18 protein-coding genes and 2 pseudogenes are annotated in these 20757 nt (G+C 66.1%); 7 read left to right on the top strand and 13 right to left on the bottom strand.

The features are described 5' to 3' along the window. Positions 1-115 (top strand): annotated as a pseudogene (locus tag QLH51_RS14330) (IS5/IS1182 family transposase); the annotation flags it as partial. 16 nt (positions 116-131) lie between these two features. Then, positions 132-368 (top strand): annotated as a pseudogene (locus QLH51_RS14325) (lysozyme inhibitor LprI family protein); the annotation flags it as partial. A 451-nt stretch (positions 369-819) separates the two neighbouring features. Here QLH51_RS14325 and QLH51_RS14320 read toward each other — a convergent pair. Then, positions 820-1212: a hypothetical protein gene (locus QLH51_RS14320; protein ID WP_125660610.1), complete on the bottom strand. Its 393-nt coding sequence runs from the start codon at positions 1210-1212 to the stop codon at positions 820-822. Between the two features lie 35 nt (positions 1213-1247). Between QLH51_RS14320 and QLH51_RS14315 the strand changes: the two genes are divergently transcribed. Next, positions 1248-2549 carry a hypothetical protein gene (locus tag QLH51_RS14315; protein ID WP_125660607.1) on the top strand — a complete coding sequence of 434 codons (1302 nt, stop codon included), beginning with the start codon at positions 1248-1250 and terminating at the stop codon, positions 2547-2549. Here QLH51_RS14315 and QLH51_RS14310 read toward each other — a convergent pair. The 4 genes from QLH51_RS14310 to QLH51_RS14295 are packed head-to-tail and all read right to left on the bottom strand — an operon-like array spanning position 2546 to position 7675. Next, the gene (locus QLH51_RS14310; protein WP_125660604.1) at positions 2546-4078 is read right to left on the bottom strand and encodes a KAP family P-loop NTPase fold protein; all 1533 of its coding nucleotides are present in this window, start codon (positions 4076-4078) and stop codon (positions 2546-2548) included. The genes QLH51_RS14315 and QLH51_RS14310 overlap by 4 nt on opposite strands. After that, positions 4027-4920, bottom strand: coding sequence for a hypothetical protein (locus tag QLH51_RS14305; RefSeq protein ID WP_125660601.1), 894 nt, complete (start codon positions 4918-4920; stop codon positions 4027-4029). Before QLH51_RS14305 ends, QLH51_RS14310 begins: the two co-directional genes overlap by 52 nt. Positions 4921-4970: 50 nt before the next feature. Continuing rightward, on the bottom strand, positions 4971-5606 hold the full coding sequence (locus QLH51_RS14300; RefSeq protein WP_125660598.1) for a hypothetical protein: 636 nt from the start codon (positions 5604-5606) through the stop codon (positions 4971-4973). Then, positions 5603-7675 (bottom strand): hypothetical protein, encoded by a 2073-nt coding sequence (locus QLH51_RS14295; protein ID WP_125660595.1) that lies wholly within the window; start codon positions 7673-7675, stop codon positions 5603-5605. The genes QLH51_RS14300 and QLH51_RS14295 overlap by 4 nt, the downstream gene beginning before the upstream one ends. A gap of 566 nt (positions 7676-8241) precedes the next feature. Between QLH51_RS14295 and QLH51_RS14290 the strand changes: the two genes are divergently transcribed. Together QLH51_RS14290 and QLH51_RS14285 are read left to right on the top strand one after the other, a co-directional pair. Further along, positions 8242-9009: a hypothetical protein gene (locus tag QLH51_RS14290; protein ID WP_125660592.1), complete on the top strand. Its 768-nt coding sequence runs from the start codon at positions 8242-8244 to the stop codon at positions 9007-9009. After that, on the top strand, positions 9006-11093 hold the full coding sequence (locus tag QLH51_RS14285; protein ID WP_125660589.1) for a hypothetical protein: 2088 nt from the start codon (positions 9006-9008) through the stop codon (positions 11091-11093). Before QLH51_RS14290 ends, QLH51_RS14285 begins: the two co-directional genes overlap by 4 nt. 327 nt (positions 11094-11420) lie before the next feature. Here the strand turns inward: QLH51_RS14285 and QLH51_RS14280 are convergent, their stop codons facing one another. Together QLH51_RS14280 and rtcR are read right to left on the bottom strand one after the other, a co-directional pair. After that, positions 11421-11702, bottom strand: a complete 282-nt coding sequence (locus QLH51_RS14280; RefSeq protein WP_125660586.1) for a hypothetical protein — start codon at positions 11700-11702, stop codon at positions 11421-11423. A 30-nt stretch (positions 11703-11732) separates the two neighbouring features. After that, the gene (rtcR, locus tag QLH51_RS14275) at positions 11733-13325 is read right to left on the bottom strand and encodes an RNA repair transcriptional activator RtcR (RefSeq protein ID WP_125660583.1); all 1593 of its coding nucleotides are present in this window, start codon (positions 13323-13325) and stop codon (positions 11733-11735) included. A 256-nt stretch (positions 13326-13581) separates the two neighbouring features. Between rtcR and QLH51_RS14270 the strand changes: the two genes are divergently transcribed. Further along, entirely contained in the window at positions 13582-14808 is a 1227-nt protein-coding gene (locus QLH51_RS14270) for an RtcB family protein (RefSeq protein WP_125660581.1), read from the top strand. Positions 14809-14899: 91 nt separating this feature from the next. After that, the gene (gene rtcA, locus QLH51_RS14265; RefSeq protein WP_125660578.1) at positions 14900-15913 is read left to right on the top strand and encodes an RNA 3'-terminal phosphate cyclase; all 1014 of its coding nucleotides are present in this window, start codon (positions 14900-14902) and stop codon (positions 15911-15913) included. Between the two features lie 221 nt (positions 15914-16134). Here the strand turns inward: rtcA and QLH51_RS14260 are convergent, their stop codons facing one another. The 6 genes from QLH51_RS14260 to QLH51_RS14235 form a co-directional block, all read right to left on the bottom strand. Then, positions 16135-16701: a 2OG-Fe(II) oxygenase gene (locus QLH51_RS14260; RefSeq protein WP_125660575.1), complete on the bottom strand. Its 567-nt coding sequence runs from the start codon at positions 16699-16701 to the stop codon at positions 16135-16137. Beyond that, positions 16695-16934, bottom strand: coding sequence for a hypothetical protein (locus QLH51_RS14255; protein WP_125660572.1), 240 nt, complete (start codon positions 16932-16934; stop codon positions 16695-16697). The genes QLH51_RS14260 and QLH51_RS14255 overlap by 7 nt, the downstream gene beginning before the upstream one ends. A 63-nt stretch (positions 16935-16997) precedes the next feature. Further along, a complete protein-coding gene (locus QLH51_RS14250; protein WP_125660569.1) occupies positions 16998-17336 on the bottom strand; it encodes a hypothetical protein in 339 nt (112 codons plus the stop codon). Between the two features lie 3 nt (positions 17337-17339). Then, on the bottom strand, positions 17340-17699 hold the full coding sequence (locus QLH51_RS14245) for a hypothetical protein (RefSeq protein ID WP_206429195.1): 360 nt from the start codon (positions 17697-17699) through the stop codon (positions 17340-17342). A gap of 215 nt (positions 17700-17914) precedes the next feature. Next, positions 17915-19495 (bottom strand): GH39 family glycosyl hydrolase, encoded by a 1581-nt coding sequence (locus QLH51_RS14240; RefSeq protein ID WP_206429194.1) that lies wholly within the window; start codon positions 19493-19495, stop codon positions 17915-17917. Then, complete coding sequence (locus QLH51_RS14235; protein ID WP_206429193.1) at positions 19492-20712, bottom strand: glycoside hydrolase family 5 protein; 1221 nt, start codon at positions 20710-20712, stop codon at positions 19492-19494. Before QLH51_RS14235 ends, QLH51_RS14240 begins: the two co-directional genes overlap by 4 nt. Between the last annotated feature and the right edge of the window lie 45 nt (positions 20713-20757).

Raw genomic sequence — 20757 nt, 5'->3', positions numbered from 1 at the left:
CCGATGCCGACGCCTCGCCAAGGACTGGGAGGCTTCCATCGCCTCGTCAGAAGCATGGCTCATCATCGCATCCATCAGGCGAATGACCCGCCGTATCGCAAAGCTCGAATTATGAGTCGGGCTCTAAGGAACAAGACACGACCGCCCTGGCAAAGCTGCGCGCGTCCGAGCGGGCGTGGATCGCCTATCGCGACGCCGAATGCGATGCCGTCTATGAATGGTGGAAGGAAGGAACCATCCGCGGCGCCATGACGCTTAATTGCCGGACAAGGATCACTAAAGCCCGGACGATGGCAATCTGGCGGAACTGGCTGACCTACGCCGACAGCACGCCACCGATGCTGCCGAAGCCAGACAGTGAAGACTGATCGATTATACGGCCGAAGATGGTCGGGCTTTGGTAGTGAGTGGACCGGCCGCTTTCGGGCACCTGTATTGCAGAAGCGGACGTTCATTCACCGGGCAGGCAGCGGTCGCTTTGCGCCATAACGTCGGTCATTCAGTGGGCCGACTGCTTGCGCCAGAAACCACCGTTCGTTCAGCAGACGCAAATGGGCGTAATCGTTAGAAGGCGATCAGTACGTATTCCGGCGACGGTTGCGTTCTGCTGCTGCTTTGTTCAGGCGGTCGCCAGAAACCTGAAAATTTCAGTGGCGAGAAGCGGCTTGCATGGGTGGCTAGAAGGTTACACCGCAGGGCCGAGCCATTGTCAGCGACCGGCTCCAACTTGCGGAATAGAGCAATTAAGGCCGAACGGATTTCGGCGGTTGCAAATGCTATGCCTTCGGGCGAGGTAGTCGCCTGCGAGGTTCCGCTGCTTTAGCCGAGCTTGGTTGGGGAACCCTGCGGCGAGCGCGCAAAGCTCTCGATAGCGGCGAGGACGTTAGAGAGGCGCTCGTCCTCGACATCGGAGCCGTCGCTCAGGTTTGCCAGCAGCCCCAGCAGCCGCTCGCGCCGGTCGTGCGGCCTGACCTCCTCCTGCGGCTCGCCGGCGCCAGCTTTCGGCTTCAGGTATTCGAATAGGCGCTCGACGCTTTTGGTCCGCATAACCAACCTGCGGTGCAGCGCTAGGCTCACGACGGGCTGGCGCACGCCAGAATTCCGCACGACCGAGGCGTAGCCGCCCTCCGCGAGCACGACGGCGCGGATCGCCTGCGCGAGTGCGGTGCGCTCGGTCTCGGACAGTCGATTTTCCGCTCGCGGTCTCGGCATATTCGTATTAGTATTCGAATATGATACAAATTGAAATGGCCCTTTCCGAGCATTCGACCTTTTCGCCAAATGTGCTTATGGGAGCGCCGGTGCTGCAGAACTGGCTGTTCCCTCATGGCTCCGGATCGCTGTCGTCCAACGTGGGCGCGGCGGATCTGGCCTATCAGCGGTGGTTCCGGTTCAAGGAGGCTTATTCGCCGAGGCTCGTCATGAACGCGCTGGCCGAGAACGGCCGGCCTGTCGGCCGCTGCATCGATCCGACGGGGGGTTCGGGGACCACCGCCCTCGTGTGCTCGTTCCTCGGCATCGACTGCGACACGGTCGAGGTGAACCCGTTCATGGCCGACCTGATCGCCGCCAAAACCCGCCGATACGACACGGCGACACTGTCGACTGACATCGCCGCCGTTCTAGCTGCCCGTCCGAAGGAGGGCTGTCTTGCTCGTTACGAACACGCGCCGTCCACGCTGGTGCAGCCGGGGGAGAACGGACGATGGGTGTTCAACGCGTCCGTCGCCGCGCAGGTCGGCGCTTTCGCCGACGCGATCGACCGCGTCGACCAGGCTCACCGCCCGTTCCTGCGAGTGATGCTAGGGTCGGTGCTTCGCGACGTCAGCAACGTGATTGTGAGCGGCAAGGGGAGGAAGTATCGTCGGGGCTGGGACCGTCGGATCGTTACCGCCACCGCGGTCGTCGACCGCCTGCGCGACGCGTGTCGCGACGGCTACAGTGACGTCGTCCGGTTCAGCGACCGGCTTCGCGGGCGCGTCAGTGTCTATCACGGCGACGCCCGGGTCAGGACGGCCGAGCTTGGACCGGCGGACTGCGCGATCTTCTCTCCGCCGTATCCCAACAGCTTCGACTACACCGACATCTACAATCTCGAACTCTGGATGCTGGGCTATCTGCGTTCAAGCCAGGACAACCGCGCGCTGCGGCTCGCGACGATGCATTCGCACGTGCAGTTGAACCGCGAAGGCCGCGCGCCGACGGGCGCGTCAGCGGAGTTCGACGTCGCGCTCGGGGCGATCGAGGGCAGCCGCGCGAAACTCTGGCATCGGGGCATCCCCTCGATGCTGCGGTCATACTTCGCTGACATGGAGGGAATTATGTCCGACCTCGCCGAGTCCATCCGGCCGGGCGGGCTGATCACCGTGATCGTGGGCGGAAGCAGCTACGCTGGCATCGCGGTGAACGCACCGAAGATCATCGCCGAGCTGGGGTGCGACATGGGTCTGACCCTCGTCCGCCACTCGCCGCTGCGCGCCATGCGTCTCAGCGCCCAGCAAGGCGGGCAGTTCGGTCTGTCCGAGGATGCGGTTGTCTTCGCCTGCTAGCGCTTGAAGGTCGAGACGACCGCATGCAGCTTGGCCGGATCGCGGAAGTGCGCGCCACCCAGCGGAGTGGAGTCCATCGCCTGGATCGCGTCCGCTAGCTCCTGCAACTCGAAGTGGCTGGCCGGATCGATCGCGCTGACGCCTATCATCGCCTTCAGCTTCTCCCGTCCGAACCTAACCGGCCACCGCGACGCCAGCGCGGCGGTTGAAACCGCTTCCCACGCGGTCAGCCCGTTGCCGTCCTGCATCAGCAGGGCGGCCCTGGCGCGGCTCAGCACGCGCGTGCGCTGCCTAAGCGGAAGCGCCTCGAGCCATGGTCCGATCGCCGCTTCAGCGGCCTTCCAGCCGGCGGGTACGAACAGCTGGCGCGGAGCCTTCATGCACCAACCGACGACGAATTCGACGGTGAAGGCGAGCAGAATCAGGACGACCGTCCACGCGGCGGCTTGGTTCACCTGGGGGTCGGCGAGGCGCGCTATCGCGGCCGCTACGAGCAGGACGCTGATCAGGAATCCGCGCGCCACCGTCGGCAGCCGCGGCGATCGGCTCGGGTTGCCGGCGATGGTCGCCGGCACCAAGTCTGGAAGCGGCAGCTCGAGCTGAACGATTTTCTCAACGTATTGGCCGGCGACCTCGCTCTGCGCGTCGCCACCAAGGTCCTTGGCGATCGCCTCTCCGACGCTCTTCATCAGCTTCGTCCGCTCGTAGGCGAGGAGGAAGGCAATTCTGTCCGCCCGCGGGTGCGCCTCCAACTGCCCGATCGCGCTGAGGACGTCGATGATGTGCGAGGGGGGACAGCGGTCGAGATCCTCGATAAGCACGACAAAGCGCGTTCCGGTGGGCTGCGCGGCGGCGAGCACGTCGAAGTCGTAGGCGAACCGCTCCAGGGCACCGATCGATTCCACCTTGGTGCCGCCGAACATCGTTCTAACGCTCTCGAGCGCGGGCTGCGACAGCTTGGAGACGAGGTAACCTAGAACGGGAAGGCCGAATATCCCGAGGCCCTCGATCCACTTCTTCGGATCGTCGGAGATGACGCGCGAGAAGCCCCGGACCTCCGGCATCATGAATATGGTCAGCAGGTAGAGGATCGGCGTGAACACCGCGACGTGCATCGGCAGCGACTGTCGCCTGAGCTTGGCCCAGGCGATGCGCCAGAACGCGCCGCGCCAGTCGCGGCGCACGGCGGTGGCGAGGGCATAGGACAGGTTGGCGAGGAACTGCTCCTGGCCGCTCGTCCGCCAGGCGCTGACCGTCACTTCCCTGTGGCGCGCATCGCGGGTGAGTTCGCCCGCGACCAGCTGGAGGGCGCTGGACTTGCCGGAGCCCCATGGCCCCTCAATGCCTAGGACGAGCAGTCCCTTGTTGTACGGGTCGCGGACGATCCGCGCGATGGCCTGGGCGAACGGCCATCTGCCGAAGCGGTCGTCGGCCGGGCGCCTCACGGGGGTGTCGTGTAGAAGCGGTGCGGACGGCGTCACGCGGCCTCGACGTGCCGATGCCGGAGGCTTGTCGGCGGCGTCGCGCATTCGACGTCGGCGGCTTGGCCCGACGGGCAGTTCATGCAGGTGACGTGTGTCGGCAGATCGTCTTTGGCAAGCCTCGCGTCGGCGTCTGCAAGCGCGCGAGCGGCGGCCGCGCCCGCTTTCGCGGGGTCGCCTACGCCGGGGCAGATCGCGGTGATCGCAACGGATGAGGCGGAGCCGATCTTCGAGATGCGGACCAGCCGGTCGTTGGTCGTCATGCGGTAACCGTGCACGTCGCGCACCCCAACCTGGTATTTCAGGAACAGGTAGATCGCGTTCCGGTAGTTCGTCCTGACGTGCGGTCTGGGAGCACCGTTCTCAAAGAAAAGACGTCCAATGCCGTCGTCCTTCGTCATGCCGAGGTGGAAGGCGTCGAGTGAGGCGGGCAGGGCGGACAGCCCGGCTGCCCAGGCGGCGTCGAGCTGACCCGCGAGCGTCATCTCGACCGGCGTGGGAAGCGGAAGGCACGCGAGGCGGACGTAGGCTCGTGTGGTGACCGGATTGAAGGTCACCGACGTCCTGCTCGCTAGTTGGTGGGTCGCCAGCGCCTTCTGGTGGCTGTGGACCGTGTTGAGGCCGGTGGCGCCGAGCGCGACGTTGGCGCGCCTGAGGCTCTGGTTGCAGAGATGGACGGCGCCTGCGACGGCCTCTCCGTTGTGGAGATCCACCTTGGCGCCATCCTCGATCGGAGAGGGGCGGAAGTCGTGGAGGACCAGCGTTATCGGCGCGCCAACCACGAGCCGTCCGTTCGCCCGCTCCTCGAGGACCCAATCGAGGACCTTGGCGACGAACTGGGTGTCGTCGTCGAACCGGGCGCCGGAGAACGTCCGGCGCGCGACCGTCATCGCCTGCACCTCAGCTGGCGTCATCGTCGGCGGTGACGTGGTGCCTCCCGTCACGCGGCCCGTCGCGCCTGCAGGTAGTCGAAGTAGAGCGATATGCTGTCGCGTGCGTCCGGCCGCGCGCCGTCGACGTCGAAGTCCGCCACGTGGCGCGCGGTCGCCGCTGCGAGATTCTCCTCACGCAGGTCCCGGATATCGCCGAGCGCCATGCGTCCGTCACGGAAGGTCGCGTCCTGCTCGATGATCTGCTCAGCGTCCCTGGGGTCGAGTTCGGCGAAGCCGGCGACGAGATCGCGGGCGAAGGCAGCTGTCCGGTGGCCCCAGCTTGAGCGCTTGAGCAGATCGGAGACCTCGAAGCCGGCTTCGGTGAGCGAAAACTCGGAGTCGGATCCGTCGTCGCGGATGCTACCGAGCGTCCGCGACTTCGCGAACCCCTCGGCGGCGAGCCGCATCAACTGCTCCTGCGCCTCGGGATAGAACGGCCTGTCGCGATACTTCAGGATCTTTGGGACCGGCTCGTCGACGCCGTGGATGGGCGCGAGCACCGCTGCGTAGAAGAGCAGGAGGTGCAGCTTCTCTTGGCTCAGAGGCGCAAGGCCCTGGCGGGTCGCCTCTTCCATCACGAAGACGAGCCAGCCCCTCAGCCGGTGCTCGGCGCCGCCGAACTGGACAGGGTCATCGAGGGTCACTCGACGGTCTCCCCGTCGACGGAAGCCGACTCCTCGCCGACGGCCTCGTCGTATCGCTTGTCGTAGAAGGCGTGGTTCTCGCGATAGGCCTTGGTCGGCCTTGCGATCTCGAGGAGGTTGAGCGTGCGCCGCTTGCGCGTCTCGAGATCTTCGGCGTCCGGGGTCCCGAGCAGCTGCGCGATCATGTGCTCGCGGGTGAGGTTGCTGGTGACAAGCAGGATGTTTTCGGGGTGAGCCGCGGCGTAGGTCCGCAGCAGCGCGCCCGCCTTCTCGACGAAGAAGGCATCGAGGCTGGCTTCCGGGGTCTCGACGGCCAGCATCGACGCGCTGCCTTCGGAAGCCACGCGGAGCAGGGCCATGCGGAACGCGAGGTCGATGAACTCCTTCTGCGATTCCGAAACCTCGGTGTGCCAGTCGCGCGAGGTTGGGAGCGAATCCGCGCCCGAGGCGAGCTGGACCTCGAAAGCAGGCCAGTCGATCTTCTCGTCCGACTGCGCGACCCGTGCCTCGCGGTTCGTCCGGTACACGAGGTGGCAGTCCTCGACCATGAATGCGGAGGCGTACTCGCGGAACGCCCCGACGATCGCCTCCTGCCGCTCGGCGATGAAGTGCTTAGAGCGGTAGACGAGGCCCTTGTGCCATTCGACGAGACCGTCGAGGTGGTCGCGCAGGGTCTTCACCTCCAGGTCGATGGTCTCGAGTTTACCTTTTAGCTCGGCGACTTTGGCGATCTGCTCCGCGCGCTGCGCCTCGCTGCGTTCGCGCCGCCGCGCCTGCTCCAGCTTGGCGAGCGTCTGCTGCAGGTCGTCGTTGGCCACGCGATACTGCGCAGTGAGGTCGATCGACGTCTGCGTGAGCCGGTCGACGAGCCGACGCTTCTGTTCGGCCGCCTTTTCAGCCTTGCGCAGCTCATCGAGGCGCGCGTCGGCCATGTCCTCGACGTTGTCCTCGCCGATCGAGGTATCAGCTTCGCAGACGGGGCACTGGTGGTGCTCCATCAGCCGCCGCGCCCGTTCGTAGGTCTCCTCCGACGTGTTGCCGCACACAAGGCAGCCCTCGTGCGAGGAAAGCGCCTGCATGATCAGGTCGCCGGGCGCACGGACCTTGCGGAACGCATGCTGGAAGTAGGCCGCCTCGATACCGCGCAGCGACACCTGCGCCTCAAACGCGTCGGCGCGTGTGCGAAGCAGCCCGTCCTCGGTCCTCCCGATCTCGCGGCTGAAGAACTCGCGCTGCTGGAGCAGGTCGTCGCGTGCCTCCTCCAACGCCGCGACGGCGCTCACCAGCAGGCCGAACTCCTCCATCTCCTTGGTGGCGTCCGGCATCGCGTTGAGCTCTTCCTTGATGGTCTGCCGCAGCTTGTTGGCGGACCAGAGCTTGTTGCGATACTGGCTGTCGGCCTGGAGCACGTCGTTGCGCGCCTTCGAGATCTGCTCGGACAGCTCCTCGTCGACGAGCAGGATGCGTAGGATGACGAACTGGCCGTCGGGATTCCAGATCAGCGGCACCTTCTCCTCAAGGAAGAAGATCAGGTTCCGGACCACGAAGTCGTAGTCGTATCGGTAGCTGATCGATCCACGATCCTTCGCGGCTTGGACGTCAAAGTTCATGAGCATTGCCATGACGTCCATCAGCTCGGCGTCGGAGGCTTCAGGATCGACTGTGGTGATCGTGCTGTGCCCGTCGAGAGCGTATTCCAGGAGCATCAGGTCCTTGAGCGACCGCGTCACCTTCAGGGTGCGGGCTCCGAACCGGAACGTCGCGCTCGCGGTCGCCTCGATGGCGAAGTCGTTCGAGCGCCTGGCGAAGAAGTCGAAATTGCGGTCCCTGACAAGGCCGGCCTGGCGTCGACCTGGACGGTCGCGGTCGGCCTTGGCCGGATCGTAGGGGCCGACAAGCATGCGGAAGATGACGTTAAGGAGCGTCGTCTTGCCGAGGCCGTTGATGCCGACCACGACGTTCACGCCCGGCAGGAACTCGTGATCGAAGCCGGGACCGGCCTCATTGACGTATGGTTCGTATCCGTCGATCGCCAGCCGCGACAGGCGCGGGAATACCAAATTCGGCAAGTCTAGCGGCTCCCATCGTGATTTCTCGCGGTGATCAAGGTTGTTCTCTCCCACTCCGAAGGAATCGCTCGGCCCACTCATATATCAGCGCATTGCGCTGGCTTGGTCCAGCAGGTTGTTCACTAGGCCTCGAAATCGCGGCTCACGCTGAAACAGCCGACGGACTATGCATTGTCATGCCGGGTCCGTTTTGGATTCCTCTCGACCCCGATCAACCCAGCACACCATGGGGGCACGGTCGGGGGCAAATGCCCGCATCCATGACGAAACGTCTTCTTCTGTAAATCGCAAGAGAGACGCAGAGCTTCTACGCCTGCTTCACGAGGCTTAGGTGGCGGCCCAAATGATCGTCCGTTTCGCTCTCTGCGGTCGGAAAGTCGCCGTTCCAACAACGACCCAGATCCAGCCGTCTAGCAGAACCTGAACCGATGACGAGTTTTGTAGAGCGCTCCAGCCGCCTCGAACACCGACTTTTGGGTCCGGCCTCCCGCCGCACCCTTGGCGTCCGGCGCTTGCCTCGGCGCGCAGGGCTTCGCTATGCATGGTCACATGCCGCCGAAGACGCCATGCCGCTGACGTTTGTCGAGTTTCTCAGAGGTGTCGCGCCGGCATCGAAAACGCTGCACTTGACGCACTGCACGGGCATGATGCCTGCGATCGCCGCACTGGAGCGGTTGGCGCTCGTCCCGACCGCCTGCCCCGTATATGAAGAGGACCTCCTCTATCTCTTCTATGGTCGACCGGCCTACAAGCCGCTGTCGCTAGAGGAGGCGGGGGACATGCCCGAGCTTCTGCCGGTCTGCTTCGTCCTTGACCCGTCCGTGCTAGCGTCAGTGGAAAGGGTGGTTCCGTTCGACAGCGGCGGCTTCTCCCGCTATCGCCGCCACCTCGGCGCAGCGCCTCGGCTGGAGCAGTTCGAGGTGCCCGACGACCCTACGGCCGCCGCGCGTGTCGTTGGCGCGTTTTACGGCACGAACAGGCGCTACTTCGACCAGCGGCCCTCGAAGGGGGTAGACGACTTTCCGGCTTCGCGGCCATCCGCGCGCGCCTATGCGCGGCTCATCGCCGACCGTTCGCTCGAGCATGACGACGATCGGCGAGGCGCGATCGAGGTCCAACTCGCCCGCGACGTGCCGCTGGCCGAGGCGCTTCGCGCCGTCGTCGCGCCGCCGCTGATGTTTGAGGATCCAATCGTCCTGGAGGCGTTGGCTGCGTGTCCGGACGCGGCGATGGTGTCCTATCCGACATACGGGCGGCATCGTCCGCAGGATTACTCGCTCCTCGTTTACGACCGCGTTGACGCATTTCTCGGCCTGCAGGGGGCGTTTGAATGAGCGAGGTCCACGTCCTCGTCGGCGCTGCCGATCCAGGCGGTCGGGGGCTCGGCTTCCTGCTGCCGGTTTTCCGACTGCACCCGTCCAACGGCCTCCTCGCGCAACGCGTCTCACCCCAGGGCGAGATCGAGGGCTTCGATCCGGTGCGCTTCGCGGGGCTTCGGCTGCTGGACGTCCCGGTCGACGCCGCCCGTGTTGGCGAGGAGGCCCGGTGGGTGTTCGCGCTGGGCGCTGCCGACGTGTTGGTCGGCGCCGGAGACCGGGGGCGCCGCGAGCTTGAGCGGCGGCTAGACGACTCTCCGCTGCGCCGCATGCCGGCGCTTGCCTTTGAGGTGGCCGAGTTCCTGAACCTGCGCGAGAGGCGCGCCGAGTTCGCCGCGCAGACCTTTAAGCGACTCGGTCGCGCTTCCGAGACAGCCGCGCGTCGCTGGCGAGACCTGAGCGTGCTCACGCCCGACCTGCGCGCCGCGCTCTCAAGCTTGGTCGAAGGTGAGGACGCTAGGCGGGTCGTCGCAACGGCTGACGATGGCGTCGTGACCGTCGTCTGCCCGGGACGGCTCACGGCCGGAGTCGAGGAGGCGGTTCGTTCATCCGTCCGGAAGGCGCTTGCCGGCCTCAAGCCGCTCTACGGTCCGGCTTCCAGTTGGAAGGTGAAAGTCGTCGAAGTGGAGGCGGCATCCCGCAGGGCGCGACGTGCCGACGCCTCGATCTACGCGCCTGATCCGCAACTGCAAGGCCTGGTCCGCGAGCTCGCTGGCAGCCGAGCGTTGGATTTGGAGGGTTTCGCTTTTGACGACGTGGCGGAGTTCGCGCTCGCGGTTCAGGCCAGTGGACGACCCGGCTTCCTCGTCGGCGAGGCGGATGACGACGAGCGGCTGCAGGAGGGAGCGGCTGGACTCGGCATGGATCTCGTGGCGCTAGGGTTGGCGCCGCCAACAGCGGTCATGCGCCCGCTTGTCGCGACGCCCTCCTCGCTCCCCACGATCTTGGTTCCGGCCCCCTCCGGCCGGGCGAGTGGGTCTACGCGCTCGCCGTCCAGGGCCGGGCCGATCGTCCAGGCCATTGCTGTGGCGCTTGCCATCGCCGAAACGCGTGGCGGGGTGGGGTCGCTGCCGCCGCGTAGCGTGCTCGTAAGGGCTCGCGGCATCGGCCCCGACCCTGACACCGACGCCTGGCTTGCGATCCAGGATCGCGCATGGGCGTTGGGGCTGGACGCCTACACCGCGCTTCGAGCGGGCCCGTCCATCAGGCGTTTGGAGGATCGCGGGTTCGGCGCCGACTGGGCGGCGCGGGGCTTCTACCGGCAGCGCGAACCGGTGGACGGCGTTGCATTGAACCCGGCACTCACCGCGATGCGCACGGAGGCGGTCGCCCTGGTGCCGATCGAGGAACCGGATGGAATGGCGGAAGTGAGACGCTTCATCGGCTTCCAGGACGTGCTTGAACAGCAGGGCTGGCGCCTTGCACGAGGTCGTTCGGAGCGGCCGCGACCGAGGAACGTGTCCGGCGCGAGATGGGCGTTCGAACTCGACCCTAGGCAACGCCCAGTGCCTTCCCGCTGGCGCATGGAGCCGCTACTCGAAAACTCGTTCCGCGACATTGCGACGGTGGTGGTAACGCCCGAGGCGGGTCCGGGAGGAATGCTCTCCCGCCTGTTCGGCTACTGGGAACTGACGGCAAGCGTGCGGGACCTCGCCCGGCTCCCTTCGGATCGGTCGACGGTCTACACCCTGCTTGGGAATCAACTCCGCCGCGTCGCCGCAGGCATGCCGTCGCGCGCCCGCAGCCAGTTCGTCGCGTTGCTGATCCACGACGCGCTCGTCGGCGGCGAGGCCGACCCGGAACGGCGCGATGATCTGCACGCCATCGTTCGCCACCCCGAACTGGGCTCGCGCCTGGTGCTTGGTCTTCGGAGGACGAGGACCACCGAGGTTGCCGTCGAATCCGAGGTCCATCCGTCGTTGCTGGACGCCGAGCACCGGCCCTGGGACTTGATCGGCCTGCCAAGGCCGTTTCGGCTCGTCGTACATGACGACGGCGTAGCCGTCGTTCCGCTGCCCGGACCGGATGCAGGCTGGAAGTGAGCACGGGAGAGGCACGGTATCCTTGCGCGTTGGCGGTGTTTTGCCATTCATTGCCCGCTTAACGCCGGTGCGATTTCTGTCCCATTGAAATGAACTGATGTCCAAAGCTAGGGTCGCAAGAGCCGGACTGAACATCTATTTCTGGGTCTGTGACAACAAAACTCGCAGTCGCAGAGCAATTCAGAGGTCTTGCGCGTTGTGCCATCAAGGTGTAGCAACTGGATGTGCAAGTCCGTCTTGCATGCCAACGAATTCAGATACTTGCCGAGTGCGTTCCTAGGGTGAGACTCCTGCCGCCCCAGCCAGTTTGCTAATTAAGTTTTTGTTTCAGCTGCGGGAAATCTGATCGTCCGCCCGACCGCAGCGGATATGTAAGGGTGGCGGCGTGCCAGTCTCGGGATGCACGATGCCGAAATTGGCACGCCTGCCTGCGGATAGGTCGGCCGCGGCGTCCTCAGGCAGCGTCGGCGAGATGCTCGCGAGCCATGTCGCCGACGGCTCGGCGGGGATCGGCAGATGTCGGGCAGCCAGGCAAGCCCGCCGGTATCGGCGTTGCGCCGAGCCGCAACGGGCGTGGATGCGCCGCCAGTCCCTGAGGCGGTCGAACATGCTCTCGATCCTGTGGCGCCCCCGGCAAGGTCATTGGTCGCCGACCAGATCCGTCCAGTTCAGATCGAACCGCGCCAGATACTTGCGCAGGCGATCCGCGTCGTTGGTCGACGTGCGTTGGCGGCGCGAGGCGGCGAACAGTGCGCGCCCGGCGTCGGACAGGGAACGGCTCGCCCGACATGTCGCGACGACGTGCGCCAGCTGTACCCGGTCGAACGGGTCGAGCCGGTCCAGTCGGTCGGACGACATCAGCCCTGCGAGCGGGTCGGATGCGGCCGAGCCACCGGCCCACAGGCGTTCGAGCCGTGCGACCTCGCCCGTGACGCAGTCGACGGTGATCCGCCCGGACGGGCTGAAGGTCGCCATCCGCGTGACGCTGGCGGCAAGATCGCGGAAGTTGCCCGGCCAGCGGGCCCCGGCACCGGTTGCGAAGCCGAGATAGCGGTCGCGCGCTTCCTTGTTGAACGTGATGCGGTCCCCCTCGCGCTCCGCGTGGCGATCGAGTTCATAGTCCAGATTGGGTGCGATATCCTCGCGACGCTGGGCGAGACCCGGCAGGGTAAAGGTCCAGAGGTTCAGCCGCGCATAGAGGTCGTCGCGAAACGTGCCCGCCGCGACGCGGGCGGCAAGGTCGCGATTGGTGCCGGCAATCAGCTGGAAGTCGCTTTGGACTTCGCGGTCGGCGCCGACCGGCAGGAAGCGTTTGTCCTCGATTGCGCGCAGGATCATCGCCTGTTCGTCGAGGCCCAGTTCGCCGATCTCGTCGAGGAACAGCACGCCGGTATCGGCAGTGCGCAACAGTCCGGCGCGGTCGGCGGCGGCGCCGGTGAAGGCGCCCTTGCGGTGACCGAACAGCGCCGACATCGCGCCGTCGCCTTTCAGCGTTGCGCAGTTCACCTCGACCAGCGGCCCCTTCACTTGCCGTTTGACCCGCTTCAGTTCGTAGATGCGCCGGGCGAGCTGGCTCTTGCCGGCACCCGTCGGGCCCATGAGCAGCAACGGCGCGCGGCTGCGAACCGCCACCTGCTCGATCTCGTCGATCATCGCGTTGAAGGCGGTGTTGCGCGTGTCGATTCCCGATTTGAGGAAACTGGTGCTCTCGGCGCTGTCTGCGGCAAAGCGCGTGGCGATGCTGTCATAGCGCGACAGGTCGAGGTCGATGATGTTCCACGTCCCCGCAGCACCGCCCGGCCCCCGTACCGGCTGCGTCTGGAGCAGTCGACCGGGCAGATAATGCGCCTCAGTCAGCAGGAAGAGGCAGATTTGCGCGACGTGGGTGCCGGTCGTGATGTGGACGAGATAGTCTTCGGCATCCGGATCGAACGGATAGGCCCGCGCGAAGTCGAGCAGTTTGCCGTAGACTTCCTCGAAATCCCACGCATCGGCGAAATCCATCACCTGCATTTCGACCTGTGTTTCCGGCGACACCGACGCGATGTCGGTTGCAACGAACGCGGCAAGGCGCGCGTGCTGCGTCCCGTGGATCAGGACGAGCCGGTCGATCCGCAGGTCCTCTTGCATCGTCAGGCCGACCGTCGGCCGCCAGCGGTTCCAGCGCTGGGTGTCGAACTTGCCCGCATCGAGGGTCGAGCCGAGAAAACCGATGGCGACAACAGGTTTCATGACGATATGATAGGATAAGGTACGATCCATGTCGATCATGTGTAATGGATAGGGTCCTTCGGGGCGTCCGACCGAAATTACGATAAAAACCTTGTTTAAGAGCGGGATGATCGGTTCTCGCGCTTATTAAGCCGCATTTGGCACGCTCCTCGCTAAGCAGGCTTCGTCGGATCGCATGGTATCGAACGCTCCGACACGCGGCAGAGGCGGCCGGAATAGGCCGGCCGCCTCAGAGGTAAGTCCGAGGAGTTAGACGATGACCGCCACTGCTTACGAAGTTACCGACGTCCCTGGTGGCGTGCCCATCAAGGCCTGGACGCGGGGCGTGCCGGTCGAGGATGGTGCGCGGGCCCAGCTGGCACGCGCGGCGCAGATGCCCTTTATCTTCAAGCATGTCGCGGTCATGCCCGACGTCCACATCGGCATCGGCGCGACCGTGGGGTCGGTGATCCCGACCAAGGGCGCGGTCATTCCCGCCGCCGTGGGGGTCGATATCGGCTGCGGCATGATGGCGGCGCGTACCTCGCTGATGGCGAGCGACCTGCCCGACACGCTGGACGGTGTCCGTTCGGCGATCGAGCAGGCGGTGCCGCACGGCCGCAGCGTCGGCCGCGGCAAGCGGGACAATGGCAGCTGGGGTTCGCCCCCGCCCGCGATCGTTGCGGCATGGTCGACGCTGGTCCAGCGGTTCGACCGGCTGTGCGACAAGCATCCGCGGCTCAGGAACACGAACAACCTCGTGCATCTGGGGACGCTGGGCACCGGCAACCACTTCATCGAGCTATGCCTCGACGAAGTCGGCGCGGTGTGGGTGATGCTGCATTCGGGGTCGCGGGGCGTCGGCAACGCGATCGGCACCTTCTTCATCGAACTCGCCAGGCAGGACATGCGCAAATGGCATCTGAACCTGCCCGACGAGGATCTGGCATACTTCCCGGAAGGGACCGACCATTTCGACGACTATGTCGAGGCAGTCGGCTGGGCGCAGGACTATGCCGCGCTCAACCGGAGGATGATGATGACCAACGTCATCGCCGCGCTGCGCAGCGTCATCACCAAGCCGTTCGAGGCGGAGCTGGAGGCGGTCAACTGCCACCACAATTACGTCACCCGTGAGAACCATTTCGGTGAAAATGTGCTGGTGACCCGCAAGGGTGCGGTGCGCGCGGCGAAGGGCGTGATGGGGATCATCCCCGGATCGATGGGCGCCAAGTCGTTCATCGTCCGCGGGCTGGGCAACCCGGAATCGTTCGACAGCTGCTCGCACGGCGCCGGCCGGGTGATGAGCCGGACCGCCGCCAAAAAGCTGGTGACGCTCGACGAGCATATCGCCGATACGGCGGGGGTCGAATGCCGCAAGGACGAAGGCGTGATCGACGAGACGCCCAGGGCCTATAAGCCGATCGAAGCCGTGATGGCCGCGCAGGCCGATCTGGTGGAGATCGTCCACACGTTGAAACAGGTGGTGTGCGTGAAGGGGTGAAGCGGGGCGACAGGCTGGGAGCCTGTCGCCCCGCTTCACCGGCCGCGAAGGCGGCCGAGGACGATGCACGCCACCTACAAGAGTGGAAATCATGATCGAGATTGATGGAGCGGAGGGCGAAGGCGGGGGACAGGTCGTGCGCAATGCGTGTGCGCTGTCGCTCGTCACCGGGGAGCCGGTCCGCATTACGAACGTCCGTGCCAGGCGGTCGAAGCCGGGGCTGATGCGCCAGCATGTCACCGCGGTCGAGGCGGCCTGCGCCATCGGCAGCGCAACCTGCGAAGGGCTGGTCGTCGGGTCGTCCGACCTGACCTTCCGCCCCGGTCGGGTGATGACGGGCGATTATCGCTTCTCGGTCGGCACGGCCGGCTCGACCGGCCTCGTCCTCCAGACGGTGCTGATGCCGCTGCTGCTCGCCGATGGTCCGTCGCGGCTGGTGCTGGAAGGCGGCACCCACAACATGCTGGCCCCGCCGTTCGAGTTCGTCGAGCGCTGTTTCCTGCCGATCGTCCGGCGGATGGGCGGGCAGATCGACGCGCGGCTGGTCCGCCACGGCTTCTACCCACGCGGTGGCGGGCGGATCGAGGTCGACATCACCCCCGGTCCGCTCCGGTCGGTCGAATGCGTGACGCGGGGAGGGGCACTGGGCATGTCGGCCTGCGCCCTGTTCGCCGGGCTGCCCATGTCGATCGCCGAGCGGGAGATTGCCGTGGTCCGCAAGGCCTTCGACTGGTCGGAGCGCGAATGCTTCATGCGCGAACTGCCGGTCGATCAGGGACCGGGCAGCATCCTGCTGCTGGAGGCGCAGTTCGAGCATGTCACCGAGATCGTCAGCGGCTTCGCGCAACTGGGCACGACGGCGGAGCGGGTTGCGAAGACGGCGGTCGGCCGGGTGCGCGGCTATCTGGCGTGCGATGCCCTTGCCGGACCATATCTCGCCGATCAGTTGCTGTTGCCGATGGCCCTGGCGGGCGGCGGCGCGTTCACCACCGTCAAACCGAGCGAACATGCGCGCACGGCGGCGAAGGTAATCGAGCGCTTCACCGGTCGGCGTACGCGTTTCGAACAGCAGGCGGGCGGCACCCATGCGGTTACGATCACCTGACCATGGGAGGCTGACGGGGGTGGCTTGGACCAACATCCATTCGGTGACGTTGGCTAGCCAGGTCAGGAAGGAGCGGGGAAGCGCCTTGGAATTGGACGGGATGCCCGTTCGCCGAACGACAATGGATGGGGGCGATACGACCGGGCAGCGCGGCAACCGCGAACGGACCTTCCGTCGCTGCTACGCTGACGGCGACATATGCTGGTGGGATGCGTGCCGGATCAGGGCTGTGCCCCGGCCCGCAGCCAACCCGTGACCGAATAGCGCCGCGTCGGGGCGGCGCGCGTCACCTCGCTGACGCTATGATCCTGCGGCACCGAAAAGAGCGTCAGCCGGTTGAAGTCCGGCGCCACCGCGCGCAATTTTCCGGCCTGTCGGTGGAACAGCAGCAATCCGCCCCATTCGGGTCGCCAGTTCGGCGTCAGGCCGAAAACATACGCGGTCCGACGGTGCTTCCCCGCCACCGCATCGTCATGGACCGTCAGGAAATCCCCGGGAGCATAGGCGGTCGCCTGTGCATCGGCGAAGCGCACGTCGTCCGCGCCGGTGATCGTGCGCAGGGCGGCAAGCATGGACGGCGACGACATCCAGCGGACGAACGCGCCGAGCGGCGTGTCGTCGGCGTCCCGATCGTACCGCGCATCAGACACGCGAATGCTGTCGAAGCGGAACTGGAACCCTGCGCGCGCGGCGGCATAGACGGCAAGTTTCAGCGCCTCTGCGCGATTGGGCGGGATCGCCGCCCATCCCGGACGGTCGAATTCGACCACCCGGTCGCCGCTCAGCACCAGCTTGCGCCAGTCGCCTCGCGCCGCAGATGCGCGGCGAGCAACAGTGCGTCTTCCCCGGACACCGGGCTGTCGATTACCACATGCCCGTCGCGGCGGTAGGTGTCGGCAAGGGCGTCGAGATCGAGGGCCGGGTCGAGCGAGAACATCGCGTTCGATGGATGGCACCGATCGCCCGGCGAAAGACGCCCCGGATCGGCAATGCCGTATCCGCCGGATTTCGGTTCGATCACATGCTGCCACAATTCCCGCGATGGTTCATGGCGAACGCCGCGCGCTCCGCTCACGACCGACGGCTATTTACGTTTCTTCGCGGTGGTCGCGGTGAAGTCGGGGTCCTTGTTCGCCACCCAGTCGACGAACTTGCGTACGTCGGGATGCAGCAGCAGCGCCTCGACATCGGTGCCGTGGCGCTGCAGTTCGGAATTGGTGAAATTGGCCATCAGCGTCTGCTGGCAGATCGGGTGCATCGGCACCACGTCGCGCCCGCCGCGACTCTTGGGCACGGGGTGGTGCCATACGATGGTCTTGCCGGTCGGGCGGCCGCACAGCCAGCACGGCACCACGACCGGGGCGGCGTCCTCGCCGCGATCCGGTTCGGGATAGGGGCCGTGTCGGGGGCGTTTGCGGGCCATGCGTCAGTCCTGATAGCGTAGGGTGTTGGCGAACCCGTCATTCGCCTTCGTCATCTTCCCGACCTTGCGCAGCGTCGCGCGGACGTGCCGTTCAAAGCGGCGATCGTCGTGGATGCCGGTGGTCGGATAGCCGTCCTGTGCCAGCAGCGCCTTGACCCGCGCGGCGAACGCCGGCTGATCGTCGGCATGTTTGCCGGTCTGCAAGGCGCGGCAGGCCCATTCCTCCGCCGCCGCCTTGTCATAATCGTCCTGCGCCACGTGGCCGCGCCGGTCCGCCGCCGCCTGGTCGAGCCGGGCGGCTTCGATCCGCCGTTCCAGCCACGTACGGACCAGCGCGGCATCCCATGTCTTCGCGTCGTTCATCCGCTGCCCCATCCTGTCGCGTGTCGCTTAGCCGAAAGGGCGCGCGAGGACACCCTTCGCGCCCGAATGGCGTTTCGATCTTTGGGTGATGCAAAGGAGAACATTGCCATGTCGCCCCAATCCCGATGCCGCCGCCGCCGTGCTGGTCGACCGGCCGGCGACGGTGCTGGCGACGCGGATCCGGGACGATGATCGCGGCGAGGGGCGCTGATCCGTCACCGCGGATCGAGCGCCACCATCACCACGTCGTGATCGCGCATCGGTATCGTGGTGCGGGCGATGCCGTCGCGCCCGACCCGTACGGCGCTCACGACCGGCTTGTCCGTGGTCAACGCTTGCAGCTGCGCCAGCTGGGCCGGGGTCAGCGTCGCCGGGCGGCCCATCCGCAGATAGGCGGTGTAGGCGTCGTTGCTCTCGTAGCCGGTGCGCCGCACGCTGAGGCGATAGGCACCGGGTTTTAGCCCGGCGACGCTGAGCCGCAGCGGTGCGGCCGGTGCCGCCGGGCGGACCTTGGTGAAGAAGGGCCGATTGCTGACCGGCTGGTCGGGCAGCACGTCGCGCCATGCCAGCAGCTGCACCGATCGGCCCTTGACCGTCGCGATGCTGGCGGCGTCGCCGGTCGGCAGTTCGCGGTCGCCCAGGTCGGCCAGATATTTGTACGCGAACCACGACGGCTTGCGCACGCCCTGCGGCGTCATCAGCCCGAACCCGCCCTCGAACGGCTTGCCCTGCGGCCCCGGTTCCTCGAACAGGTCGCTGAACGTCCAGTAGCTCATGCCCTGCACCAGCCCTTCGGTCCGGCGCAGCTTCGACAGGATATAGGCAGCGCCGAGATAGTCGTCATGGACCGGGTCGCGCGGGCTGTAGCTGGTGCTCCATTCGGTAAAGAACAGCGGGAGGCCGGCGTGCCGCGTCGCCTCGATCTCGGCGCGCACCTTGCGGACGTCCTGCACGATCGCATCGGGATCGCGTGAGAGCCGGGTGTCGTCTTCGCCCTTTTCATCCAGAAAGCCGCCATCGACGCCATAGGTGTGCGTCGTCACGAAATCGATCGGCAGCTTTTCGCGGTCGACATAGCCGAGCAGCTCCGGCACCCATGCGGCGGCGGCGGTCGAGGGGCCGCCGACGCGAAGCGTCGGGTCGATCGCCTTGATCGTCCGCGCGGTACGGCCGTAATAGTCGAAATAGGCCTGCTGGTCGGCCTTTTCCCAGAAACCGGCGAGGTTGGGCTCGTTCCACACCTCGAAATACCAGCTGCGCACCTCGTCCGCGCCGTAGCGGTCGATCAGGTGGCGGACAAAGGCATCGACCAGCGCCGACCATTTCTCCGGCTGGGGATGCGAGGTATTGCCCTTCCAGTAGAAGATCGTCTGGTTCGACTGCTTCATTGCATCGGGGGTGAAGCCCAGCTCGACGAACGGCTTGAGCCCCATTCCCAGCAGACGGTCGTACAGCCGGTCGAGCCGGGTCCAGTCATAGACCGGCTTGCCGTTCACCTCGCGGTAGGTGCCCAGTTCGTCGGCGAAGACGTGGTGGAAACGGATGTAGCGGAAGCGCAGCTCCTTCTGCACCGTCGCCAGCTGCGCGAGGCTGTCGTCGCGTTGCAGCGTGCCGGGAAAGTCGGAGCCGATCGACAGTTGCGCCATGCGGTCGCGCGGCTTCGTCGTTCCGGCCACGTCGATGGCGATCTGGCGCGCCGCCGTCCCCTGCGCCGCCGCCGGGGTCGCACCGAACGGGGGCAGGGTGGCGCACAGCGCCAGCGCCGCGGCCAGCAGCGCGGCCCGAGCGCGCGTCACTTCGCCGCTCCCACGATCGCCTGGATCGTGTCGGCATGGACCGCGCGTCCGGTGTTGCGGTCGAACAGGCCGAGGGTATGGTTGCCGGTCGGGCCGTTGTCCCAGTAGATCGGGACCATGCCGTGCTGCACCGCCGATCGCGTGACGTAACGGTCCCATTCGGTCCGGTACTTGCCCGTGGGATCGTACTCCGTCTTCGATATCGCGCCATATTCGCCGAGGATGACGGGAATGCCCTTGTCCCCGAACGCGACCTTCACCTTCTGGAACGTCGCGTCGACATATTGCTCGTTGGCCCAGGTCTGCGCCGCCTTCGGATCGGTCGCGCCGGCACCCCATTGCCAGATCGGGCTCTTTTCGTTCAGCGCGAAATCATAGGGGTCGTAATAATGCACCTCCATCATCATACGCCCGACAACGCTGTCGGTCGGCAGCGTCGCATTGCACGCGATGCTGTGATCGATGTTGGTGTTATAGCCCTGCACGACCAGATAGCGCGCGGCATTGCCGCCGCCGGTGGCGCGCACCGCATCGACGAACACCTTGTTGAAGCCGTTCTGCACCGCGCAGTTTTCCGCCGTCGGCGCGTTGTAGTTGTCGGTGACCATCACTTCGTTGGTGCCCGCGAACAGCAATCGGTCGTCATGGTCGCGGAAGCGGGTCGCGATCTGCGTCCAGAAGGTCTTGAGCCGCGCGTTCGCCGCCGCCTGATCGGCATAGGTCGGTTGCAGCCAGCCCCCGTCCCAATGGACGTTGATGATGACGACCAGCCCGGCCTGCCGCGCCTGATCGACCACCTGTGCCACGCGGTCGAACCATGCCGATCCGATCCGATCGCTCGCGTCGGCATATTGTTTCCACGACACCGGCACGCGGATGCTCCTGAACCCCGCCGCGGCGACCGCGTTCAGCAGCGCCTGCGACGCGGCCGGATTGCCCCACGCCGTCTCCTGCGACGTGGTCGCCGGGGCGGGGGCGCTGCCGATCGCCTCCAGCGTGTTACCGAGGTTCCAGCCGGGGGCCATCTGCGCCGCGAACTGCATCGCGGTCGGTGTCGCCGATGCGGTCGCGGACGCCGTCGGGGTGGGGGTGGGTGTCTGGACCGGTGCCGGCGTCGGTGCCGCCGACACGCTGCCCGACGCGGTGCTGGCTCCCGAGCAGTTGGCGACCAGCCCGATCGCAAACACCGCGGCGGCGGCATTGCGTCCCTTGCGCATCGATCCCCTCGAACTTTCCATATGGGTCATCCCGTTCCTAAGATA

Source organism: Sphingomonas sp. 2R-10 (genome assembly GCF_030062225.1).
Classification (GTDB): Bacteria; Pseudomonadota; Alphaproteobacteria; order Sphingomonadales; family Sphingomonadaceae; genus Sphingomonas.
Note: the sequence above shows the minus strand (reverse complement) of the source record. Positions and strands in the feature narration are given on the sequence as shown.

Excerpts from the sequence above, each read along its gene's own strand:
- QLH51_RS14320 (WP_125660610.1), bottom strand. The coding sequence starts at position 1,212 with ATGCCGAGACCGCGAGCGGAAAATCGACTGTCCGAGACCGAGCGCACC.
- QLH51_RS14315 (WP_125660607.1), top strand. The coding sequence starts at position 1,248 with ATGGCCCTTTCCGAGCATTCGACCTTTTCGCCAAATGTGCTTATGGGA.
- QLH51_RS14310 (WP_125660604.1), bottom strand. The coding sequence starts at position 4,078 with ATGCGCGACGCCGCCGACAAGCCTCCGGCATCGGCACGTCGAGGCCGC.
- QLH51_RS14305 (WP_125660601.1), bottom strand. The coding sequence starts at position 4,920 with ATGACGGTCGCGCGCCGGACGTTCTCCGGCGCCCGGTTCGACGACGAC.
- QLH51_RS14290 (WP_125660592.1), top strand. The coding sequence starts at position 8,242 with ATGCCGCTGACGTTTGTCGAGTTTCTCAGAGGTGTCGCGCCGGCATCG.
- QLH51_RS14285 (WP_125660589.1), top strand. The coding sequence starts at position 9,006 with ATGAGCGAGGTCCACGTCCTCGTCGGCGCTGCCGATCCAGGCGGTCGG.
- QLH51_RS14280 (WP_125660586.1), bottom strand. The coding sequence starts at position 11,702 with ATGTTCGACCGCCTCAGGGACTGGCGGCGCATCCACGCCCGTTGCGGC.
- rtcR (WP_125660583.1), bottom strand. The coding sequence starts at position 13,325 with ATGAAACCTGTTGTCGCCATCGGTTTTCTCGGCTCGACCCTCGATGCG.
- QLH51_RS14270 (WP_125660581.1), top strand. The coding sequence starts at position 13,582 with ATGACCGCCACTGCTTACGAAGTTACCGACGTCCCTGGTGGCGTGCCC.
- rtcA (WP_125660578.1), top strand. The coding sequence starts at position 14,900 with ATGATCGAGATTGATGGAGCGGAGGGCGAAGGCGGGGGACAGGTCGTG.
- QLH51_RS14250 (WP_125660569.1), bottom strand. The coding sequence starts at position 17,336 with ATGGCCCGCAAACGCCCCCGACACGGCCCCTATCCCGAACCGGATCGC.
- QLH51_RS14245 (WP_206429195.1), bottom strand. The coding sequence starts at position 17,699 with ATGAACGACGCGAAGACATGGGATGCCGCGCTGGTCCGTACGTGGCTG.
- QLH51_RS14235 (WP_206429193.1), bottom strand. The coding sequence starts at position 20,712 with ATGCGCAAGGGACGCAATGCCGCCGCCGCGGTGTTTGCGATCGGGCTG.